This window comes from Acinetobacter gyllenbergii CIP 110306 = MTCC 11365 (assembly GCF_000413855.1).
Lineage (GTDB): Bacteria > Pseudomonadota > Gammaproteobacteria > Pseudomonadales > Moraxellaceae > Acinetobacter > Acinetobacter gyllenbergii.
Genome location: NZ_ATGG01000011.1, coordinates 220,269 through 243,951, shown reverse-complemented (window position 1 = coordinate 243,951; position 23,683 = coordinate 220,269). Strand labels below are relative to the sequence as shown.

Here is a 23,683-nt window from a genome sequence, read left to right as displayed (position 1 = left end):
TATGCCTTATAAATTTAGAAATAATATTAAAGCAACAATTTGTGAAGATGACTTAATAATACTGGATATTGAAAAAGATGCTTATTATTTAATTAATAATATTAACGCTGATCTAATAAATAACTTTTTAAAAGGAGTAGATCATCATGATCTGTCAGATATTTTAAATTATGATTGGTTGAATGAGAGTGAAAATATTTATGACCAGCTTATTGCAAAAAAATTAAAAGGTTACTTTGAACAGAGATGGATTACACATAATATTTTTTGTGAAAAATTAAATTTTAAAATTTATCTTAAAATTATTATTGAAATATTTAAAATAAATTTTAAAATTCAAAAGCTAGACTTTAATACCATAAGTAATTTAAAAAATAGGGGAAGTATTGAAGATTTTAGTGGAAATTATGAAGATATAATTTACTCAGTAGTTTCTTCTTTAAATAAGCTCTTTGTTCTGGATATGTCTAATAATAAATGCTTAGCGTACTCGTTTATTTTGTTTAAGATCTTAAAAAGTTATGGAATAAATGCAGTTTTAAAAATTGGTGTAAGAACGAAACCATTTTTTTCTCATGCATGGGTGGAAGTCGATAAGAAAGTTCTCAGCGATGTTCAGATGGTTAATGAAAATTTAGCTATAATAATGGAGTTTTCATGATTTTTTTAAGGCGATTAGTAGAAAAGGATGAGTTGAGTTTAAATAAAAATAATTCATATAAATCAAAGGTTTTTGATAATTTTTATTTTGAACATGATACCAGTTTCGATGTGTGTGAGCATGATAATTTTTGTGTCATATTTAATGGAGAAGCTTTTAGTTATACTAGTGCTAAGTCACTAAAATCTATTCTATTTGAAGTAGGTAGTGTAGAACTGTTGCTAAAAGAAATTAGTGATTTGGTCGGTAAATATACTATTCTTATTATTTATAAAAATACACTTAATGTAATCCAAAGTTTATATAAGAATATAGATATTTACTATATGGTTGAGAATGATGAATTTTATGTAACATCTAATTTATCAGCTCTTCTAAGTACAGGTAATTTTGAAATAGATACTAGCTATGCATATAGTTTCATCCTTAATAAAAGAAACTTTGGTTTGGAGACTCCATTTAAAAATGTAAAAATTGTTCCACAAGGGGAATCTTGTCTATTCAAATCTTCTAATAATATAAGCAGGAGCCTAGTTAGCTTTAGAGAAATTTCTAAAGTTAATTATATTGAGGAAATATCAAAAAATATTAATTTATTTAATTTAGATAAAGACTCTCCATTGTATGTAAGTTTCTCTGGTGGATTGGATTCTAGTGTAGTACTTTACTCTGCTCTTATGGCTAACTTTAGACCTAAAGCTATACACCTATTACCCCCAGAAGAACATTCATCTGAGTTAGAGATAGCTCAAAGTGTTGCTAAAGAGTTTGATGTAGAATTATTAGTTTTTAAACATCCTTATTTTTTATCAGGAAGAGAAACATTTCAGCCCTCAACTCTAACATATAATATTTCTGATATACATATTCTATCTTCTGGTCTTTGTGAGACATCCGAGATTTATAATGATTTGATGAAAAGTGAGGCATTGCCTTTAGGCCTTACACTAACAGGACAAGGTGGGGATTTTATTTTTATGCAAAATCCGCCTGAAAATATTGGCTTTGATGCATTAAAAGAAAAAGGTTTACGTTCTTTTTTAAATAAAACGAAACAATATAGCTTATTAAAAAAAGCTAGATACTTTAATATACTACATAAAAATATAAAAAATTTTATTGGAAATCTTTTTTCTGATACCAGTGTTTACAACAATTTTTTTGATAACAATGTTACGCTCTCTGAGAGTAAGCATCTGTTATTGGATAGTGTTTCTAATAAATCGGCAAAATATGATTATATACATGGTGTTTTAACAGGGCTATATAGTGTTAAGCCAACAAGAAATGATGGTTATAAAATTTTACATCCTCTTTACTTACAAAATATAGTTTTTAATATCATTAATAACTCAGTATGTGATATGTTTAATGAGGATCATGATAGGTTAATCATTAGGGAGCAATTTTATAGAAAATCTCAGTCTGAAGTGGCTTGGAGAAAGACTAAGAGATCATCATCAGGAGCATTGTTTATGTTTCTGAATAACAATAGGGAATTAATCTATGATTATCTATTGAATGGATATGTAGTGGATACATTGAAAATTAATAAAAAGTGGTTGGATGAGGAAATTTCTCAAAACACAATGGTAGGCATTACTAACAATTGTGGAATTGTGATGAATATACTTCAATTAGAGATTTATTACAGACAATTTGTTTGGAGGGTGAAATAAATGTCTATTAATTCAAAGTTTATTTCAACTATGTTAATGTATATTTTTAATAAATTATTAAAAAATTCGAAAAAGGAATTTTTAATAATTTTTTTAGTTATGATTGTATCCTCATCTATTGTTGTATATATACCATACTTATTTTCAAATATTATTGATGGTCTCTCAGTTGACACTTTAAAGGTTAGCTCTTTATATATTTTTGTTGCTTATGCAATTTTATTAGGCCTTTCTTTGTTTTTTCAAAATTCCATAAACTATCTTGCAGCGATAATTGCAGAAAAGGTTAAATTTTTTGCCTCTATTAGTTTTTTTAAAAAAATTGTTTATAAAAACTCTAACTTTTTTATAAATCATAATGCTGCTGAAATTCAATCTACTCAAATTAAAGGTTCAGATGCAGTAAATACAATAACACAATTATTTGTTATGATATTTTTTCCTTGTATTTTACAGTTGTTTTTTTCTTTATATTTAATTGGGAAGAATATTGATCCAATTATGGTTTTAGTGGTTTTTTTATACGGAATCTTTTTTATTGGATTCACTTTTTTTTCTAATATTTGGATTAGAAAATATTTAAGTAATGCAGTAGAGCAAGGTCAATTAAATGCTAATTTGGCAGGGAATGCCATTCTAAATATAGAAAATTTAAAATATTTCAATTCTTCTAATTGGATGTATAATAAGTTTAAGTTTGGCGCAGGTGAAGTGCTAGACAATTGGAGGAAGTATTGCATCAAAAGAATAAGTTACTCTTTGGTGTATGGCGTAGCTTTAACCATTCAATTTATTATATTTTTTCTAATTATCTTACCTAAGTTTGAACTGGGGTTGATTACTATAGGTAATATTGTTTTGTTTAATGCTTTGTTACTACAACTTAATAAACCTTTTGAGATGGTGGGTTTGTCTATAGAGAGTTTAATCAGATCCTTCTCTGAACTAAAACCATTTGCAGTAATGTGGAGTAATGATAAAAATGATAGACTCTTTTTTGAGTTAAAAAAAGAGGTGGATTTTACTAATAATGTTATAGAATTTAAAAATGTATCTTATAAATATGATAATGGTAGAGGTATAAATAATCTAAGTTTTAAGACGGAAAGTAATAAATTAAACTTTATAGTTGGTCCAAGTGGAATTGGTAAATCAACAATTTTAAAAATTTTATTAAAGAATATTGAACTATTTTCTGGGAAAGTTCTTGTTGGTGGTATAGATATTGTAGAGGTTGATGAGTTCAATCTTTATAGTAGTGTTTCTGTTGTTCCACAAGATATTTTATTATTAAACGATACTTTGAAGTCTAACATTGTTTTAGGGCGAGATTATAATGATGGGATTTTTTATAGAGTTATAAAACTTGCATCAATTGAGCACCTTATCTTTAATATGCCAGATGGTATTGAAACTAAGCTGGGAGAAAGAGGGTTAAGTTTATCTGGTGGTGAACGTCAAAGAATTGCATTAGCTAGAGCTTTATATGGAGAACCAAAATTTCTTTTGTTAGATGAGGCTAGTTCTAGTTTAGATTTCAATACTGAAAAAGAAATTATTGAAAACTTAAGAACTTACTGCAAAGATATAACTATATTAGCGATCACTCATAGGCTGAGTATTATTAGGGAGGATGATCATATAATTAAATTAGGTTAATGGCTTATTCTCTATTAAGTATTAACTCTTTGCTTCATGTAGTATTCTATTTCTTTGGGTAAAATAGAAATCACTTAAGTTATTGAATAGAGGTCAGAGAGTGAAAGAGATTAACTTATTATCAGGTGCAATCTATTTAACATAATATACATTATACGAAATAAAATTATATTAATAATTTGATATGTAATGACTTTTATAATGTCCACTTTCTTTCAAATCCTGATGTATGTTGACATGCACTTAAATATTAAACACAATACTTTCACTATATAAATGTGTTTATTCCAATAACAATGCCTTCGATTTATCAATTAAAACCAGCATTTCAAAATTTACTTCGCCCATTTGTACAATGGCTTTACTCAAAAAAGATCACGGCGAATCAAGTTACGCTCTTAGCCATGTTTATCTCTGTTGGATTAGCTGTCGTACTTTACTGCCTACATCTTTACCAACAACCTATAATCCTGTTTTTACTATTTCCTGTATGGATGTTAGTTCGTATGGGTTTTAATGCAATTGATGGCATGCTCGCACGTGAGTTTAATCAACAATCAAAACTTGGCGCCTATTTAAATGAAATTTGTGATGTCATCTCCGATTCTGCGCTTTATCTGTGTTTTTTAGGCTTAGCTTTCATCAACCCATTTCTGTTGGGCTTAGTTGTCTTTCTAGCGATTCTGAGTGAATATGCTGGAGTTATGGCACCATTAATTGGTCAGGAGCGTCGTTATGATGGTCCTATGGGCAAAAGTGATCGTGCATTTTGGTTTAGTTTAATTGCTGTATTTGTCAGTTTTAGCCCGTATTTAATTGAAAATAACTACATTAATTCAATCGTTTACATCTGTAATGGACTGCTTATTTTTATTGCAGCACTATTGATTTTGACAATTTATAACCGTATTAAAAATAGTATTCAACTTTAAGGAAAATCAGATGCAAAGTTCGCAAAAACATGTATTTACCAGCCATGATGATACTCAGTTAGCCTATCAACATTGGCCAGCAGCTACAGAAAAAGACACAAAAAAGGCAATTATTTTATTCCATCGTGGACACGAACACTCCGGACGCATGTCACATTTAGTCAATGAGCTTAATCTACCAGAATTTGATTTTTTTGCATGGGATGCGCGTGGACATGGTGAATCACCAGGTTTACGTGGTGATGCGCCAAGTTTCTCTGCGTGTGTGAAAGATATTCAATATTTTGTGCAACATATTGAATCCACGTATAATATTTCATCAACCAATATTGCAGTTATTGGTCAAAGCGTTGGCGCTGTTTTAGCAGCAACTTGGGTCCATGATTATGCACCAAAAATCAGAGCCTTATGTCTAGCTTCGCCCGCATTTGATATTAAACTGTATGTACCATTTGCAAAAGCTGGTTTAACGGTTCTAAGCAAGCTCAAAGGTAATTTCTTTATTACCAGTTATGTAAAAGCCAATATGCTGACGCATGATGTTGAGCGTGCAAAAACCTATGATACCGACCCACAAATTGCCAAAGCCATTTCGGTACGAATGCTGTTGGGCTTATATGCAGCGTCAGAACGTATCGTCAATGATGCACAAAATATCTTTGTTCCCACACAAGTTTTATGCTCTGGATCAGACTTTGTGGTATTCCGTAAGCCACAACAACAATTTTATGAAAAACTTCCTCATCCGCGTAAAGAATTTCATGTTTTAGATGGTTTTTATCACGATACTTTAGGTGAAAAAGATCGTCATATTGCAATCGAAAAAATTCGCCGTTTTATCTTGCAAAGCTTTGCTGAAGATTATCTAGCGCCAGATGTACTCAATGCCGATAAAATTGGTTCAAGCTGTGCAACTGCTGAACAATTGAGTAGTCCATTTCCCGCTTCTTCAATCAAGAATCTGTTCTGGAATTTAACCAAACGTAATTTAAAACTCGGCAGCAAATTCTCCCGTGGTCTTAAAATTGGTGAAGATACCGGTTATGACTCTGGCAGTACTTTAGATTTTGTTTATCGAAATCAAGGTGAAAGCAAAAACATTCTCGGCAATATCATTGATCAACAGTATTTAAATGCAATTGGTTGGCGTGGTATCCGCGTGCGTAAACAGCATATCGAGCAGTTATTGGCGAAATATGCACAAGTTCTAAATAAGCAACGTAAAGACATTCGCATCCTAGATATTGCAGCGGGTCATGGTCGTTATATTTTAGATGCTGTGAGCCAATTGCCAACTCCACCAAAATCAGTGTTACTGAGAGATTATAGTGAATTAAATGTTGAGTCTGGTTCTGCATTAATCCAAGAACGAAAACTGGACAATATCGCCCAATTTGAACTCGGTGATGCCTTTGACACGGCGTCATTGGCCAAAGTGAAACCAAAGCCAAATTTGGTCATTGTGTCTGGGCTTTATGAGCTGTTTAGTGATAATGACTTATTAAGACAATCACTTTCAGGTATTCATCAAGCCATGTTGCAAGGTGGTTTTCTGATTTACACAGGACAAATTTGGCACCCACAACAAGAGTTTATTGCACGTGCTTTAACTTCACACCGTCAAGGTGATGCCTGGGTGATGCGCTTACGCTCACAAGCCGAAATGGATGCACTGGTTGAACAAGCTGGCTTTAAAAAAGTGGATCAATGCATTGATGAATTTGGAATTTTTACGGTTTCTGTTGCTCAAAAAATTTAAATAAAGACCTTTTATGCAAAATAATATCTTAGATCGTCAACCAGGTACATGGAAATGGGGGCTACTCTGTTTAGTCTTTTTAGCCCCTTTTTTCTTTTTAACCTATGGTTTTGCAAATCAGTATGCATCCAGTTTAGCTCATGTTCCAAGTATCGTTTTCGCTTGGGAACATCACATTCCACTTTGGGCATGGACTATTGTACCTTATTGGTCGATTGATCTTTTCTATGGTTTATCTTTGCTATTATGTTGGAATAAATTTGAATTAAAACAACATTCACTTAGGCTATTTTTTGCCCAACTTATTTCCATCAGCTGCTTTATCATCTATCCGCTCAAGTTTAGTTTTCAACGAGCCGAGTTAGATGGGTTCTTTGGACTCTGGTTTGATGTGCTCATGGGTTTTGATAAACCCTTTAACCAAGCACCCTCCTTACATATCGTGCTTTTGGTTATTTTGTGGGATTTTTATCGTCGACACATCAAGCCAAGCTACCGTTGGTTGGTTCATGTTTGGTCATTCCTGATCGGACTCTCTGTTTTAACCACATGGCAGCACCATTTTATTGATATTCCATTGGGTTTACTGGCAGGTGCGCTATGTTTATGGCTATTTCCACTTACAGTGAAAGCACCTTATCAAAAAGATCCATTACAACAACGTACATACAAACATTTAAAATTAGGCTGTTTTTATCTGATAGGCGCCTTACTGTGTCTGATACCTGTATTTTTATTTAAAGGTCCTTGGTTATGGATGTTATATCCAGCCATCAGTCTATTGCTAGTTGCATTGGCTTATTTCACGGTTCGACCACACTTTTTTCAAAAACAACAAAATGGCCGAATGACGGTTGCTGCGTACTTGCTGTTTGCTCCTTATTTTCTAGTGGCAAGGCTAAATAGTCGATTATGGACTTATCGACACCCTGAAGACTCCCTGATTCTGAACTTAAACGGCGTGGATCTCTATCTGGGGCGTATTCCATCTGCTGAACATAGTAAACAATACAATGCCTTATTTGATTGCTGTGCTGAGTTAGCGTTAAATCAACAGGTGCAACACTATGAAAAATTTAGCACACTTGATTTAATCCCTGTCCAAAGTCAGCAATTGTTGTCCGCCGCAGCAGCATTCGATGATTTTATTCAACCTGTTATAGACAGCCATAAACAGCAAAAAATACTGATTTTCTGTGCGCTTGGTTACTCGCGTAGCTGTAGCATATTGATTGCATGGTTATTACAGCACAATCACGCGACTAGCGTTGAAGACGCCATTGCCTTAATCCAACAATCTCGCCCTTGGATTGTTTTGAGTGAGACGCATATTGCTGAAATTAAAAAATTTCAAGTGCTGCTTACTCAGGAGATACCACAATGAAAATGAATTTTGTTGTAGTAACACGCCTGTTAAAACAGAGTCAGAGTATTTTAAAGTCCGGCTATTTGGTCTTTGTTTTGTCAGTTGTAAGCCTATTTTTATTTTCAAGCATACCAATCTTGATTCCACTTTTACTCGTAAGTGGACTATTGGCGATTCATCATTATTTATTTATTCGAATTGAGTTTGATCGTGGTCTGTTACAGTATATGGTGGACCAACCAGAGGATATAGACCGTCTTACCCAACAACTCGATCAATCACTGTTAAATTTGAAATTGATCCCTGCGAATAAAACTGGCCGTGAATGGTCTGAACGCTTCAAGGGATGTTTGAAATTACTCAAAATACAAATTGCTATCGTGTTGGTACAATATGCTGTATTCATCATACTGTTTTATAAATTAGCGCATAGATGAAAGTTGAATGAAGAAAAATATAATTACGCAATCAGTTGCACGTTTTATTGCTTTCCTTACCCGTCGTGGGGCACGGTTATTAACGGGTGCAAGAAGTTTATGGGTCGGCTGTGAACCAGAACTTAAGCAGCGTATCTACTATGCCAACCATAATAGTCATATCGATTTCATTTTATTATGGTCTTCCTTACCCATTCATATACGCAGACAAACTCGCCCAATCGCAGCGTCTGATTATTGGCTGAAAGATGGATTTAGGCGTTTTTTGATTCAAGACACTTTTTCGGGTGTCACCATTCAACGCAATCGTAGCGATCAACAAGATCCCTTACAACCGGTTAAAGATGTTTTGGCGGAAGGCTATTCCATTATTTTCTTCCCTGAAGGAACCCGTAACTTAAATGATGATGTTGAACTCCTTGAGTTCAAAAGTGGACTGTTTCATCTCAGTCAACAATTCCCCGATGTTGAGGTTATTCCCGTTTGGATTTCTAACTTAAAACGGGTGATGCCCAAAGGTGCTTTTATCCCATTACCTTTACTTTCTACTGTTATTTTTGGTGAACCTTTAGTCCTCAATCAATTCGCAGATAAGGAACAGTTTTTACAACATGCTCAGCAGCAATTATTAAAATTAAAAGAGGCCGAGAATCAATGAGTTTAGACAACTTACAACAAACGTATTTATTGTTTGGCATCTTTGCCGTGATTTTGATTATCGCCTCAAGTATTGGCTTTATCCTCAAACAGAAAGCAGGCATAACCCCCTCCCCAGTGATTGATAACTTAAATGCCCGTATCAATGCTTGGTGGATCATGCTGATTGTCTTGGCAGCCGCCATTCTATTGGGAAAAACTGCTTTTATTGTGCTATTCGGTCTTATTTCGTTTTTTGCACTACGCGAATTTATTAGTTTATTACCAACACGTCGTGGCGACTATCTGCCTTTGCTGATCGCGTTCTACTTTGTTATTCCCTATCAATATTATTTGGTCTATACCAACTGGTACGGACTATTTTCGATTTTCATTCCGTTGTATGTATTCTTACTGATTCCAATTGCCAGTTTAAAGCTAGAAGATACCACACACTTTTTGGAACGCAGCGCCAAAATCCAATGGGGTTTAATGGTGAGCGTGTTCTGTATCTCACATGTTCCAGCCCTGTTAAACCTAGATTTACCTCAATTTAAAGGGGAAAAAATTTGGTTAGCGATTTGGCTGATTATGGTGGTTCAAGCCTCAGATGTACTGCAATATGTATGCGGTAAGCTGTTCGGGAAACATAAAGTTGCACCAACCTTATCCCCTTCAAAAACAGTTGAAGGACTGCTAGGTGGTATCATTCTGGCAACCGCACTGGGTGTGTTGATGTCAGCATTGACCCCATTTACTTACTGGCAAGCAGCGTTGATTGGTTTGATTGTCTGTATTTTTGGTTTCTTTGGTGGACTGGTGATGTCTGCCATCAAACGTGACCGTGGCGTAAAAGATTGGGGACAGCTCATTCAAGGTCATGGCGGTATGTTAGATCGTATCGACTCTATTTGTTTCTCTGCGCCAATCTTCTTCCATATCCTACGCTATTGGTGGAGCTAAGCCTTAAAACGAAGAATGACCAGTGCTGACTTCACGATAAAACTTAGGTGTCACATTGGTCCACTTCTTAAATGCCCGTGAAAAGTGGGAAATATCGGCATAGCCCAAACGTTCTGCAATCTGTTCAATCGTGAGTTTAGGCTGTTTTAATAAACGTTCGGCTTGTTTACGACGTACTTCAGCGACAAGAACTTGAAAAGAAGTTTGTTTACGGCTTAATTGGCGCTGTAAAGTGCGTTCGGAAAGATGGAGCTTCGTCGCAACCTGCTTTAATGATAAGAAACCCTGATGCTCGTCATAGAGTAATGCTTTAACCTGCGAATCTAAACGGTCTTTTTGATCCCTTTTCAGCGCAAGTTTATGAGCATCTTGTTCACATTGTTGCTTGCTTAAACGTGCTAATAGCGCATCAGCACTCTTTAAGGGAAGTGATAAAGCCGCTTTGTTAAAGATCAGGCAATCCTTCTCTCCATTAAAGTGCATATTCATTTCATTAAATTTTTGAGTGTTTTTATAAAAATCAGGTTTATCTTGCTGGAACTGAAAACAGATTCCAAGTTTGTCTTGAGCCAAGTTTTCCAAAATTTGTGAAAAGCCTAGAATCAAAAACATCATACCATGTCGATTTAGCTTAAACTTTGGTGATGGCTGATCAAAGTCTAAATACGCCATCTCCCCATCTATTTTGAGTTTGGGTTTAAACACAGAACAATGTAAGCCAATAAATTGTTCCAGCACAGCAATCGCCTCTCCCAATGTTTCAGAAGCCGTTGCCGCAATCCCCACATGCCCATAACAAGAGACTTTCATGTCTTCGGCTAGATATAAACTAATTGCAGCTTCATTTGTCAATAATGCTGCCCGTTCTAATAAATGATTAAAAATATTAAAGTCGACATACCAAAATGGTGCTGTTAACGTCTGCTTAGAAATTCCTGTACCTGCCAGGAGTTGTTCTGAAGAAATGCCCCATTTTTGGATAAGATCAACCAAAAGATTGACATAACTTCCGGGTAATTCTGGATTCATTGTCGCTCCAAGATTGAAGAATAAATTGGCGTGAAATGGTAAATATTGGCGGTTAATGAACTATGACACCTTTCTTCATTTAAGCATAGTAGAGCAATCTGAAAATTCATCATGATAAGAGATTAAATCATGCATATTTTGATTGTACATGCACACCCAGAGCCATTGTCATTCACTACAGCACTGAAAAATACGGCACAACATAGTTTTGAACAGCAAGGTCATAGTGTCGAAGTTTCTGATCTCTATGCCATGAATTTTAATCCTGTTGCCTCAAAGCAGGATTTTGAGAGTTTGAGTCAACCCGATTACTTTAATTACGCACTTGAGCAACGTCATGCGTTTAAGCAGCAACACTTGGCACCCGATATCCAAACTGAAATCGAAAAAGTTCAACGTGCTGATCTGGTTATTTTTAGCTTTCCTTTGTATTGGACTTCTATACCTGCCATCTTGAAAGGTTGGATTGATCGTGTATTCGTATCTGGCTTATTCTACGGTGGTAAACGTTTTTATAATCATGGCGGTATGCGTGGTAAAAAGGCCATGCTGTGTTTAACACTCGGTGGGCGTGATCATATGTTTGGTGAAGGTTCTGTACATGGGCCTTTGGAGCATTATTTGTCATCATTGCAACGTGGTACGCTTGCCTATGTTGGTTTTGACGTTCTCCCTCCATTTGTTGCCTACCATGTCCCTTATATCAGTCAGGAAGATAGACAGAAGATTGTGATTGATTTTGAACAGTATTTGCAAAATATAGATGATCTACAGCCCTTAGTATTTACACTACTGGAAAATTTTGACGATAGAATGAATCCGTTATAAGAACAGTAATATAGAAGAAATCAATGGGATCAGACTCTTTCAAAGCATGAAAATCTCTGAGCATTACTGCCAAGGTCTTTCTTAGCTCAGTAGCTGATCCTCCCTTCTTATCTTATTGGAAAAATAAAACCAATTACTCACGAATGAATAATTGGTCAGGGTTTTTACGAAATATTAAAGATTAACCTGTTTGGCATTCCACCCTACAATGATCGAACGAGACAAAACATCGGCTTAAATAATGTGTTGATTAATTAATTTTTAATAAAATATGATAATTCATTTCTTTCCACAATTTGATTCAAGAACTCCTTAATATTATTCAAATTAACACTTGACAACAGAACTAAATTTTTATCATAGAAACAATTGCTGCCAAAATAGTTAGCATTCTCCACACTATAGATTCTTCTCATATCATAAAAATTAAAAATATAAGAATCTTCAAAAATTGTGACATCAATTTCTAAGCATCCTTTAGCTTCATATTCCCAATCATAATCCTGAAAATCATCAGGTGAGTTAATAGTATAGTTTTCCATTAGTTTCATCTCACACATTTCATTTGAGAACACAAATACATATATTGCTCAGGAGTTAAAAAAGTTCCAGGAGTAGGAAGAATTTCAAAATGTTTTGGATCTGAACCTCTTTGAAAAATTCCTAATCCTACTGGAAGAGTCTTCGGATCAACCTTATGTGGGGTCATTCCCTTTGAAATTAGACTACTAGAATTATCAAATAATGACACCCCTCGTGCATAAGGATCACTTCCATTCTTTACAAAACCATTAACATCTATTTTGAAATCATTAGGTCGTGGAGTAAAATTGTGTATTTTTTCATTTTTATCTCCTTTATTTGATTTTAAAATCGCTTAAAATCTGCACGATTATACTAGAGGAGTCTGTCTAAAAATTAACAATTGCGACATTCAATAGTGTTAATTTCTTCATATTTTTATTGTAAATAGTGACTGAAATCTAAAAATTAAAAGGGAAAATATATTATATAAAGACATATATTCAGAATGGTTGCTTAATGATATTGCTGCACTGAGACATTCGTTGTTTCCATCTTCAAAGTCACTTCAAAGATAAATGATAAATATCAATTAATTAATAAAAAACCTATACCATTTCTACATGAGATGAGATCCAAATCTTCCTAAAATAGTCTAGCTCTCTTTTGGTCAATCTTGCTTTTGCTCTCATTTTTATATGAATCTTCATATAAATGAAACGGTGCTGTCATAAGCGCTGTCTAGTGTGTTGACATCTTTAATATGGATGAAGCAGATGTTGAAAAAGATGAAACGATGGCTCTCATGTCTTTATGTTGTTCCCATGCTATTGGCACTCACCGCGTGTAATGATTCAAATACCGATCAGGCCGCAGCGAAACCTGATGATGCCAAAAAACCAGTCATGCGCTGTGCGCCATAAACATAAAGAACAATAAGAGGAAATCGCGTGATTAATCGTCGTCAATTTTTAGCAAACACACTTAAAACAGGTTTTGGTGCTGCCGCTTTAACAACTTTCCCAGCAAGTATTCAAAAAGCGTTAGCGATTCCAGCCAACAATAAAACAGGAACCATCCAAGATGTTGAGCATGTGGTGATCCTCATGCAGGAAAACCGCTCATTTGACCATTATTTTGGAACTTTAAAAGGTGTACGTGGTTTTGCTGATCGCCTGACCATTCCTTTACTCAATGGTCGTACAGTTTGGCAACAACAACGTAGTAATGGCGCGTTATTAACTCCCTTTCATTTAGATGGTTCTAGTAATAATGCGCAACGTGCGCCCGGCACCAACCATACTTGGATAGATAGCCAAAAAGCATGGGACAATGGCCGTATGTCTAACTGGCCAACCTATAAAACAGACTATGCGATGGGTTATTTCAAAGAACAGGAAATTCCTTACCAATTCGCTTTAGCCAATGCGTTTACCATTTGTGACGCATATCATTGTTCTATGCATACAGGCACAGACGCCAATCGCTCATTTCATCTCACAGGCACCAATGGTGCAGTGCCAACCAGTACCGCATTTGTCAATAATGAATGGGACTGGATTGATGGCGATCCGAAAACGGTTGATGTCGGTTATACATGGAAAACCTATGCGGAACGTTTAGAAGAAGCGGGAATCAACTGGATTTGTTATCAAAATATGCCTGATGAATGGGGCGATAACATGTTAGGTGCATTCCGCACGTTTAGAAAAGCCAATATCGATTCTGGTTTTCCTGTTTCGAGTGGTGGTGCGCCCAATAGTCCTTATAACAAGGCTGCACAAACACTGCCATACAAAGCTTATGATGCAACAACAGACAATGCTAAAAATCCACTTTATAAAGGCGTTGCCAATACTTTACCCGGCAACAAACCAGAAGAATTTTTAGATGCATTTAAAAATGATATCAAAACTGGAAAATTGCCTCAGGTGTCTTGGATCAATGCCCCTTCCATTTACTGTGAACATCCTGGCCCATCTAGCCCAGTACAAGGCTCTTGGTTTATTCAGGAAATACTGGATGCCTTAACAGCCGTCCCTGAGGTGTGGAGCAAAACTGTTTTCCTGATCAATTTTGATGAAAATGATGGTTATTTTGACCATGTTCCATCGCCATCAGCACCGACATTGCAAGCGGATAATACTTATGCAGGTAAATCAACGCTCAGCCAAGCAGATATGCGCCATGAATATTATGTGCATGACGCACCACTAGGCAGTACCAGCCAACCCCAAAAAGACAATGGTGTTTATGGCCCTGGCCCTCGTGTTCCACTCTTTGTAATTTCACCTTGGAGTCGTGGGGGGATTGTTAACTCTCAAGTATTTGACCATACCTCAGTGTTGATGTTCCTTGAAAAACGTTTTGGCGTTAAAGAAAGCAATATCAGTCCTTATCGTCGTGCAATTTGTGGAGATCTCACTTCTGCATTTAACTTTAAAACCCCCAATGAAGATGCACTACCAACACTAAATGGCAAACAAACCCGTGAACAAGCTGATCAACTTCGTCATGCACAACAACAATTACCCAATGTGCCTATTCCAAGCAATTTGCAAATGCCAATCCAAGCCAGTGGTATCCGTCGTTCTAAAGCACTGCCTTATGAACTACATAGCAGTGCACGTTGCCAAAATGATGGGACTGTCAAGCTGCTGTTCTCAAATACAGGAACACAAGGTGCTGTCTTTCATGTCTATGACAAATTAAATTTAAGTCGAGTTCCGCGCCGTTACATTGTCGAAGCAGGAAAAAGCCTAGATGATGTATGGAATGTGCAAAAAGACAATCAAGGCTTATATGATCTCTGGGTGATGGGGCCGAATGGTTTTCATCGACATTTCAAGGGTGATCTGAATCGTAATCAAGATCTGCAAATCAATGCTGAGATTCGTGTTTGCTATGATATTGCCAATGGCAATGTATATGTCGACCTCAAAAACTCAGGGACGAAGGATATTGAATTGGTGATTAGCCCCGTGGTTTATCGCACGGATGCTCCACTGAAAGTAACCGTGAAAGCAGGACAAAGCTTCACCCAGCACTGGGATTTGGATGAGACAGGTCAATGGTATGACTTCGCTGTAACCTGTACACAGGAAGCCAAGTTCTATCGTCGTTTTGCTGGACGAGTTGAAACAGGTGAAGATTCTGTGAGTGACCCTGCAATGGTTTAAGGATTAACACTGTATAATGACTTTCACCTCCTCGGTTTTGACTATAACCGAGGAGGTTTTTGTTTTTCAGTATGAATCAGCTTTTGTTCAAACTGAATACTCAAGCGTTCAGTTCTTATGCTGTAACTTATAGCACTCATCTAAGGCAAGTTCATAATATTCCAAACCTTCTTTTGCGGCCAAGAAAGCTTTTCTTTGCTGCTCAGGGTCTTTATCACATAAGCGCTTAATCAGCTCCATCGCTTCATAAGGATGTAAATCATCATAATGTGCATGTGCTCTTAACCATGCTAAAGAACGCTTATTGATGTTTACTTCAGGATGTTGCGTATAGGTTTGAATCCCTTTGTACACTTGAATCGTCCAATCCCCTGTGGCCCATTCAATCGCAAGATTAGTTGCTGCAATACTTTCAGCCAAACTTCCGCGAAAATTAACATCCCAAAGAAAGTGATTAACCGCATTCATCGCAACAGGTGGCTTCACATTATTCAACATTTCAACTGTCAGACCAAAGCCCCCCGCCCAGTCCTGATACCAGTTTAAATGTCGCTCTTCTACCTTGATGTTTTGAATCAACCAATCTCTGGTTTCAGTCACGCCATCAAGTGAAAAAGCAGTTGCTTTGGCTAAAGACCCTGCCATATAAGAAGGAAAATGTGCAACCAAAGGATAGAAGTTCAATAAGGCTGAACGAAAACATTCAAGACTTAAACAACCATTGGCCATATCTAAGAATAACGGATGTTTGCTGACCCGCTCTTTTGAGGGTAATAATTCTTCCCAGAATCGTTGAGCCCAACCCGAATGAGGTGTAATTTCTAATTTTGTTCCATATTGATTCATAGCAGTCATTGCGATGCATCCTATTTCGTATGACTTAATCCAACCATGTACCATGATTGCTGCTTTTTTATAAATTGTATCCTAATACCGTAAAGATACAATCGTTTGTGATTTAGTTTGTAACAGTTTTTATTTCTTGAATCTAATTTAAACTTGAATCATTATATTAGGCAATGGCTCTTATATAAAAATTAATATTTTTTTATAATCTAATACACATTCTATTTAAATCAGTGTAACGTAGTAAAAAAATAATCCCTATTTTGACATTTATAAGAACATTTTGGGAGTGGTGAGAGATAAGATGAAGTTGAAAGCTTCCAATATTTTGGGACAAGAACAAATCGACTTGTTAATTTCTCGCGGGCTAAATTTAGTTTGGTTTCCTAAAGAATTAGAAGTGATCTATCGAGATCAGTATAGAAATGAGGCTGCGCATGAGTTCCGCTATCGCGCCCCTATTATTTTAGGTTTATATCTATTTCTAAGCTTCGGTATCTATCAGGTCTTGCCTATAGACCTACGTATTACTTGGATGGCAACCTACGGTTGGGTAGGTATCATCATTACATTGGCATGGTTACTCTCGTTCCTGCCCATCATGAACAAGTGGTTTGATCACTACGTGTGTATTGGTTCAACCGGTGCAGTGGCAATTTCCTTCACCATCATTAACGTATTGGAGCAAGGTCAGAACAATGTCTTGTTCCATGCTGCCATGATGTATGCCGTAGTGATCATCTACGGCTTTGTTGGAATGCGCTTCTATACCGCGATCATTGCGGGCTGGGTTGGTGGTTTGATTGGTATTGCAGCCAGTACTTGGCTCAGTGGTGCGATTGATTGGACCTTCTTAAACCGAACCTATACCTTCAGCAGTTTTCTGGGTATGGCACTTGCTTATGCCACTGACCGACAGCATCGTGAGAACTATCTACAGAACTGTATGATTGAGCTCAATCGTTTGGAGCTCATGCGACAAGCACAGCAGTTGTCTATTTTATCTCAGCAAGATGCTTTAACAGGTCTCGCCAACCGGCGCTATCTGGATGAAGTACTTGAGAATGAATGGAAACGTGCAACTCGCCATGAAATGCCGATTACCATCATGATGATTGATATCGACTTCTTTAAGCTCTACAACGATACCTTAGGACATATTCAAGGAGATCAATGCTTGCGACGAATTGCAATTATGTTGGGCTCAATTGCCTCACGTAGTGGTGATCTGGCGGCGCGTTATGGAGGCGAAGAGTTTTTATTACTTTTTGCGATGACAGATCGTGATCAAGCAATTACACAGGTACAAAGATTGATGGAATTGGTACGTAATATCGGAATTCTGCATCCACGCAGCAATGTATCAAAACATGTGACCATTAGTGTAGGCGTTGCTACTATGGTTCCGAGTATGGGTGATAGTCTTTCAGAATTTATTGCACAAGCAGATCATGCATTATATATCGCGAAAAGTAATGGTCGGAATCAGTATCATATTGCAACATCAGATAATATCGTTTCTGAAGCTTTATAATTTCTTGATCTTGATTAAATGAATATTAAACTAATATTTAATTAAATTGTTTTTAAAATGTGATGCAAGCCGCAGATATAATAAATTATATGTGCGGCTTAATATTTTTATTATGGTTCAATTGGTTTAAACGGTGCAATCACATCTGCATTTTGTGCACGATGTCTTAAGAAATGATCCATCAATACAATCGCCAACATCGCTTCAGCAATTGGTGTTGCACGTACACCCACACACGGATCATGACGGCCTTTGGTCAATACATCTGTATTTTCCCGATCAATCGTAATGGTTTTACCTGGCGTGGTTATACTCGCGGTTGGTTTTAATGCAATCGCCACACGAATGCTTTGACCACTTGAAATCCCACCTAAGATGCCACCTGCATGATTGGCTAGGAAACCATCTGTCGTCAGCTCATCACGGGTTTCATGACCAAATTGTCCTGCGACTGCAAAACCATCACCAATTTCAACGCCTTTGACTGCATTAATGCTCATCATGGCATGGGCAATATCTGCATCTAAACGATCAAATACAGGCTCACCCCAACCCACGGGCACTTTCTCAGCAATAATTTCTAGCTTAGCGCCACAACTGGTGCCTTGCTCACGTAAGGCAGTCACCAATTGCTCAAAGCGTGGTACCGCATCCACATCACCACAGAAAAATGGATTATTCGGCACTTCTGCCCAATCTAGTTTTTCAGCAACTTCATTGCCGATTTGTGTGACATGTCCACGAATATCAATACCAAATTTTTCGGCAAGGTATTTCTTGGCAATTGCACCTGCAGCAACACGCATTGCCGTTTCACGCGCACTTGAGCGACCACCACCACGATAGTCACGGAAGCCGTATTTTTGCGTATACGTGTAATCCGCATGGCCTGGGCGGAAAGTTTGAGCAATATTGCCGTAGTCTTTTGATTTCTGATCGGTGTTACGAATCAATAAACCAATCGATGTTCCTGTGGTTTTACCTTCGAAAACACCCGAGATAATCTCAACTTGATCTGGTTCTTTACGTTGCGTTGCAAACTTCGATGTTCCCGGTTTACGGCGATCTAAGTCTTTTTGCAAATCTGCTTCACAAAGCTCAAGACCAGGTGGCACGCCATCGACAATCGCCATCAAGCCAGCACCATGTGATTCACCACAGGTTGTCACTCGAAAGAGTTGCCCAATACTATTCCCTGCCATGCTTTAACCCCTTAGTTTTGAACTGATTGCTGAAAAACTTCTTTATAACGGCGACATTGTTCGGCAGTTAAAGCAAAAATACCAGTACCACCTTTTTGGAAAGTGAGCCAATGGAAGTCAACTGTATTGAAGTTCTGGCGCATTGCCCATTCAGAATTACCGACTTCAATCACAATCAAACCATCTTCCGTTAAATAGTCAGCTGCTTGGGCTAACATTTTGCGGACTAAATCTAAGCCATCTTGACCTGCAGCAAGTGCAAGCTCAGGCTCATGTAAGAATTCTTCTGGTAAATCCGCCATATCTTCTGCATCCACATACGGAGGATTACTGACGATCAGGTCATATTGGTTTTCAGCAGGAATTTTTGAGAACAAGTCAGATTCAAGTAATGCCACTTGGTACTGTTTATCGTGGTGCTCTGTGTTGATTGAGGCCACTTCCAATGCTTCTTTTGAAATATCAGTCGCATCGACTTCTGATTCAGGAAAAGCATAAGCCAAAGCAATGGCAATACAACCTGAACCCGTACACATATCCAAGATACGTTGTGGTGTTTTCGGATTGTTGTTTTCAGGTAAGTTATTTAATGCTTCTAGCATACGGCCATTTTCATCTAGGCAGTACGGCGCGAAACGTTGTTCAATCAACTCAGCAATTGGTGAACGTGGAATCAAGACACGCTCATCCACATAAAAAGGCTTATTGAAGAAATAGGCCAAATTCAATAAATACGAAGTTGGAATACGATCATTGATACGACGTTCTAACAAGCTTAAGAATTCTGCTTTTTCGCTTGGTAAAAGTTTGGCATCCAGAATTTCAGCATCTGCTTTCCACTCTAGCGATAGTGTCTGTAGTACCAATGCAGAACTCTCTGCAAAATAATCTTGAGTACCTTGACCTAAGTGCGCGTCATATTGACGCATTGCGGTTACCCCAAAACGAACAAAATCTCGAATGGTTACTAGGTTTTCAGCCGCTTCTTGTAAATGTTCAGGGCTGATTGTAGGTCGCTCCACTTAGGCGTCTCCAAAAGTGCTAATTGCAAAACGCTTTATTCTAACGGGATTAAGGTTGATTTAACAATAAAAAAACCGCCTCTCTACACGAAGCGGTCTATTAACCTTGAGATATTCAACAAGAACTTATAGGCCTAGCTTTTCTGCCACATAATCCGAGTCTTTATCGCCACGTCCAGAAAGATTGACCACGATCTTAATACCTTTATCCAACTTAGGCGCTTCACGTAACGCCCAAGCTACCGCATGCGAACTTTCCAAAGCTGGGACAATACCTTCTACCCGTGAAAGTGTCATAAAGGCATCCAAACATTCCTGATCCGTCGCCGTTTCATATTGCACACGACCAAGCTCTTTCAGGAAACTATGTTGTGGCCCAACACCCGGATAATCCAAGCCCGAAGCAATCGAATGCACTGGCAACGGCTCACCGTTGTCATCTTCCAGCACATAGCACGCCATACCATGAATCTGCCCCGGCTTACCCAAAGTCAAAGTGGCTGAGTGTTTGTCGGTATCTAGGCCATGACCTGCAGGTTCTACACCCACCAATTGAACTTCTGGCGTATTTAAAAATGCAGTGAATGCGCCTATCGCATTAGAACCACCACCAACACAGGCAACCACATAATCTGGATTCTGTCCAAAGCGTTCATTAGCCTGAGTTTTGATTTCATTGCCAATAATTGATTGAAAATCACGTACCATTTTCGGGAAAGGATGTGGCCCAACCACCGAGCCAATCGCATAGATATAGTTTTTAGGATCTTTTAAATATTCTTCAAAAGCACTATCCACCGCATCTTTTAAGGTCGCTGTGCCTTGTGTAACTGAAACCAGTTTCGCACCCAAGATTTTCATCTTCACGACATTCGGATGTTCTTTTTCAATATCGACTTGACCCATGTGGATTTCACATGGGATGCCGACCAATGCACAAGCCGTTGCCAAAGCCACGCCATGTTGCCCCGCACCCGTCTCGGCAATGACTTTGCTTTTGCCCATATATTTCGCAAGCAAAGCCTCACCCAAACAGTGATTAATCTTATGCGCTCCCGTATGGTTCAGGTCTTCGCGTTTGAGATAAATCTGTGCTCCACCCAATTGATCAGACAAACGCTTGGCATGAAACAATGGGCTTGGACGACCAACATAGTTTTTGAATAAGTCATTCAGCTCATCCTGAAACTCAGCGGTATGACGAATCTCTTCATAGGCCTTATTAATTTCATCCATTGCTTCTTTTAAATGTGGTGGAATGAACTGACCACCAAAATTGCCAAAGAAACCTGCTTCATTTGGCAAAGCAACGCCATTAATTTGATGTTCCATGTCTTTTCCTGTTCTTATAAAGTCTTAATATAAAATTTTAACGCGATAGGTAGCGTGTCATATCCTCAAGACCTTTTAGGGTCATTGGAAACATGTGATTCTCAAAAATGTCTTTAATCCAGTTAATGGTCTGGGTGTAATGCCAATAACCTTCCACTTCAGGGTTCAACCAAGCGGTTTTGTCAAAATGCTGACGTAAACGTCTAAGCCATACTTCGCCCGACTCTTCGTTCATATATTCAACTGAACCACCCGCAGACTTTAACTCATATGGTGCCATACTGGCATCACCCACCACGATGACCCGATAATCACGTCCATAAGTATGGAATAGATCCCATGTATTCATACGGGTTGAACTACGGCGATGGTTATCCTTCCACACATGGTCATATAGACAGTTATGGAAGTAGAAGTATTCGAGGGTTTTAAACTCTGATTTAGCCGCACTAAATAGCTTTTCACACTCTGCGATATATGCATCCATCGAACCACCGACATCAAACAGCATGAGCACTTTAATGCGGTTACGACGCTCAGGGACCAACTGTACATCCAAAATCCCTTGTTTGGCTGTCTCACGAATGGTGCCATCGACATCGAGCTCTTCAGCAGCGCCTTGGCGGGCAAATTTACGCAAACGGCGTAAGGCAATTTGCATCTGACGGGTTCCCAAAACCTGATCATCATCTAGATTTTGGTATTTACGTTGTTCCCAAACTTTAACCGCTGAACGTTTACGCCCTGGCCCACCAATACGAACACCTTCTGGATGATCACCAAACGCACCAAAAGGTGAAGTTCCCCCAGTGCCAATCATGCGATTGCCACCCTGATGTTTTTTATGCTGTTCACGTAAGCGTTCTTCCAGCATTTTCATCAGCTCTTCGAGAGAACCTGCCTTTTGTAGCTCAGCACGTTGTTCAGGCGTAAGATGTTTCTCTAATAGCTCAAGATCAAACCAGTCTTTGGGTAGCTTATGAACTTGTTTTAGCAATTCATCTAAATCAAAAGTTTCGATGCCATCAAAATAATCTTTCATGGCACGATCAAACTTATCAAAAAAGCGCTCATCTTTGACTAAAACAGTTTTAGCCAATTGATAGAACTGTTCCTGATCTGCAAATACAAGACCTGACGCGACCGCCTGATTAAGATCAATGAGCTCACGTGTTGTTACAGGCACGCCATATTTGCGTAAGGTGTAAAACAGTCGCACAAACATTTTTAAACACTCTTAGCGGCGTGACATAAAGGCTAAACGTTCAAGCAATTGCACATCTTGTTCATTCTTAATCAAAGCACCATATAAGGGTGGAATCGCTTTTGATTTATCGTGATTACGCAATACATCTTCTGGCATATCATCTGCCATCAACAGGCTTAACCAATCAATGAGTTCTGATGTTGACGGTGGTTTTTTCAAATTCGGAACTTCACGTAATTTAAAGAACACCTGTAGTGCTTCACTGACTAGGGTATTTGAAATATTCGGGAAATGTACTGCAATGATGTCACGCATAGTTGCATCATCAGGGAACTCGATATAATGGAAGAAACAACGACGCAAGAATGCATCTGGCAGTTCCTTCTCATTATTCGAGGTAATAATCACGATTGGGCGTTGAGTTGCGGTAATGGCCTCACCAGTCTCATAAACATAGAACGACATTTTGTCGAGTTCATGCAATAAGTCATTTGGAAATTCAATATCCGCCTTGTCGATTTCATCAATCAACAATACACAACGCTCTTCGCTGGTAAATGCTTCCCACAATTTACCGGGTTTAATATAGTTTTTAATGTCGTAGACACGATCATCACCTAGCTGGCTGTCACGCAAACGTGAAACAGCATCATATTCATACAGACCTTGCTGGGCTTTGGTGGTTGACTTGATATGCCAAGTAATCAGTTTCAAACCCAAGCTTTCAGCCACTTGCTCTGCAAGTAATGTTTTACCTGTACCTGGCTCGCCTTTCACCAATAATGGTTTCTGTAAAGCACGGGCAGCTTTCACTGCAAGCTTTAAGCTATCAGTTGCAATATATTGATCTGTACCAGTGAAGTGTTGTGTATCAGCAGACATTTTAAAAC

Annotated in this window: 21 protein-coding genes; 13 read left to right on the top strand and 8 right to left on the bottom strand. The window is 37.7% G+C overall.

The window, feature by feature from the left end; all coding sequences use genetic code 11:
- Position 1 precedes the first annotated feature (1 nt).
- The 9 genes from F957_RS13790 to F957_RS13830 all read left to right on the top strand — a co-directional run bounded on the left by F957_RS13790 (position 2) and on the right by F957_RS13830 (position 10,092).
- Complete coding sequence (locus tag F957_RS13790) at positions 2-661, top strand: lasso peptide biosynthesis B2 protein (RefSeq protein ID WP_016540159.1); 660 nt, start codon at positions 2-4, stop codon at positions 659-661.
- On the top strand, positions 658-2,340 hold the full coding sequence (locus F957_RS13795) for a lasso peptide isopeptide bond-forming cyclase (protein ID WP_016540160.1): 1,683 nt from the start codon (positions 658-660) through the stop codon (positions 2,338-2,340). Before F957_RS13790 ends, F957_RS13795 begins: the two co-directional genes overlap by 4 nt.
- Positions 2,341-3,999, top strand: a complete 1,659-nt coding sequence (locus tag F957_RS13800; protein WP_016540161.1) for an ABC transporter ATP-binding protein — start codon at positions 2,341-2,343, stop codon at positions 3,997-3,999.
- Between the two features lie 296 nt (positions 4,000-4,295).
- A complete protein-coding gene (locus tag F957_RS13805; protein ID WP_016540162.1) occupies positions 4,296-4,931 on the top strand; it encodes a CDP-alcohol phosphatidyltransferase family protein in 636 nt (211 codons plus the stop codon).
- A gap of 10 nt (positions 4,932-4,941) precedes the next feature.
- Positions 4,942-6,690, top strand: coding sequence for a bifunctional alpha/beta hydrolase/class I SAM-dependent methyltransferase (locus F957_RS13810; RefSeq protein ID WP_016540163.1), 1,749 nt, complete (start codon positions 4,942-4,944; stop codon positions 6,688-6,690).
- A gap of 13 nt (positions 6,691-6,703) precedes the next feature.
- A complete protein-coding gene (locus tag F957_RS13815; protein ID WP_016540164.1) occupies positions 6,704-8,074 on the top strand; it encodes a phosphatase PAP2/dual specificity phosphatase family protein in 1,371 nt (456 codons plus the stop codon).
- Entirely contained in the window at positions 8,071-8,493 is a 423-nt protein-coding gene (locus F957_RS13820) for a hypothetical protein (RefSeq protein ID WP_016540165.1), read from the top strand. The genes F957_RS13815 and F957_RS13820 overlap by 4 nt, the downstream gene beginning before the upstream one ends.
- Positions 8,494-8,500: 7 nt before the next feature.
- A complete protein-coding gene (locus F957_RS13825) occupies positions 8,501-9,151 on the top strand; it encodes a lysophospholipid acyltransferase family protein (protein WP_016540166.1) in 651 nt (216 codons plus the stop codon).
- Complete coding sequence (locus tag F957_RS13830) at positions 9,148-10,092, top strand: phosphatidate cytidylyltransferase (RefSeq protein WP_016540167.1); 945 nt, start codon at positions 9,148-9,150, stop codon at positions 10,090-10,092. Before F957_RS13825 ends, F957_RS13830 begins: the two co-directional genes overlap by 4 nt.
- A gap of 3 nt (positions 10,093-10,095) precedes the next feature.
- Here F957_RS13830 and F957_RS13835 read toward each other — a convergent pair whose 3' ends face one another.
- A complete protein-coding gene (locus tag F957_RS13835; protein WP_016540168.1) occupies positions 10,096-11,121 on the bottom strand; it encodes an AraC family transcriptional regulator in 1,026 nt (341 codons plus the stop codon).
- Between the two features lie 129 nt (positions 11,122-11,250).
- On the opposite strand from F957_RS13835, the gene F957_RS13840 reads away from it, so the two are divergent.
- Entirely contained in the window at positions 11,251-11,949 is a 699-nt protein-coding gene (locus tag F957_RS13840) for an NAD(P)H-dependent oxidoreductase (RefSeq protein ID WP_016540169.1), read from the top strand.
- A gap of 254 nt (positions 11,950-12,203) precedes the next feature.
- Here F957_RS13840 and F957_RS13845 read toward each other — a convergent pair whose 3' ends face one another.
- Positions 12,204-12,491 (bottom strand): hypothetical protein, encoded by a 288-nt coding sequence (locus tag F957_RS13845; RefSeq protein WP_016660247.1) that lies wholly within the window; start codon positions 12,489-12,491, stop codon positions 12,204-12,206.
- A 756-nt stretch (positions 12,492-13,247) separates the two neighbouring features.
- On the opposite strand from F957_RS13845, the gene F957_RS21605 reads away from it, so the two are divergent.
- Both F957_RS21605 and F957_RS13850 read left to right on the top strand, forming a co-directional pair.
- Positions 13,248-13,394, top strand: coding sequence for a hypothetical protein (locus F957_RS21605; protein WP_016540170.1), 147 nt, complete (start codon positions 13,248-13,250; stop codon positions 13,392-13,394).
- Between the two features lie 27 nt (positions 13,395-13,421).
- A complete protein-coding gene (locus tag F957_RS13850; protein WP_016540171.1) occupies positions 13,422-15,650 on the top strand; it encodes a phosphocholine-specific phospholipase C in 2,229 nt (742 codons plus the stop codon).
- A gap of 108 nt (positions 15,651-15,758) precedes the next feature.
- Here F957_RS13850 and F957_RS13855 read toward each other — a convergent pair whose 3' ends face one another.
- Positions 15,759-16,505 (bottom strand): TenA family transcriptional regulator, encoded by a 747-nt coding sequence (locus F957_RS13855; protein ID WP_016540172.1) that lies wholly within the window; start codon positions 16,503-16,505, stop codon positions 15,759-15,761.
- A 295-nt stretch (positions 16,506-16,800) separates the two neighbouring features.
- Between F957_RS13855 and F957_RS13860 the strand changes: the two genes are divergently transcribed.
- The gene (locus F957_RS13860) at positions 16,801-18,030 is read left to right on the top strand and encodes a GGDEF domain-containing protein (RefSeq protein ID WP_016540173.1); all 1,230 of its coding nucleotides are present in this window, start codon (positions 16,801-16,803) and stop codon (positions 18,028-18,030) included.
- Positions 18,031-18,140: 110 nt separating this feature from the next.
- Here the strand turns inward: F957_RS13860 and aroC are convergent, their stop codons facing one another.
- The 5 genes from aroC to F957_RS13885 all read right to left on the bottom strand — a co-directional run bounded on the left by aroC (position 18,141) and on the right by F957_RS13885 (position 23,675).
- Positions 18,141-19,232, bottom strand: a complete 1,092-nt coding sequence (gene aroC / locus F957_RS13865; RefSeq protein ID WP_016540174.1) for a chorismate synthase — start codon at positions 19,230-19,232, stop codon at positions 18,141-18,143.
- Positions 19,233-19,243: 11 nt separating this feature from the next.
- Entirely contained in the window at positions 19,244-20,254 is a 1,011-nt protein-coding gene (prmB, locus tag F957_RS13870) for a 50S ribosomal protein L3 N(5)-glutamine methyltransferase (protein ID WP_016540175.1), read from the bottom strand.
- A gap of 126 nt (positions 20,255-20,380) precedes the next feature.
- A complete protein-coding gene (trpB, locus tag F957_RS13875; RefSeq protein WP_016540176.1) occupies positions 20,381-21,586 on the bottom strand; it encodes a tryptophan synthase subunit beta in 1,206 nt (401 codons plus the stop codon).
- A 37-nt stretch (positions 21,587-21,623) separates the two neighbouring features.
- On the bottom strand, positions 21,624-22,811 hold the full coding sequence (locus tag F957_RS13880) for a vWA domain-containing protein (RefSeq protein ID WP_016540177.1): 1,188 nt from the start codon (positions 22,809-22,811) through the stop codon (positions 21,624-21,626).
- A 12-nt stretch (positions 22,812-22,823) separates the two neighbouring features.
- Positions 22,824-23,675 carry an AAA family ATPase gene (locus F957_RS13885; RefSeq protein WP_016540178.1) on the bottom strand — a complete coding sequence of 284 codons (852 nt, stop codon included), beginning with the start codon at positions 23,673-23,675 and terminating at the stop codon, positions 22,824-22,826.
- Positions 23,676-23,683 lie beyond the last annotated feature (8 nt).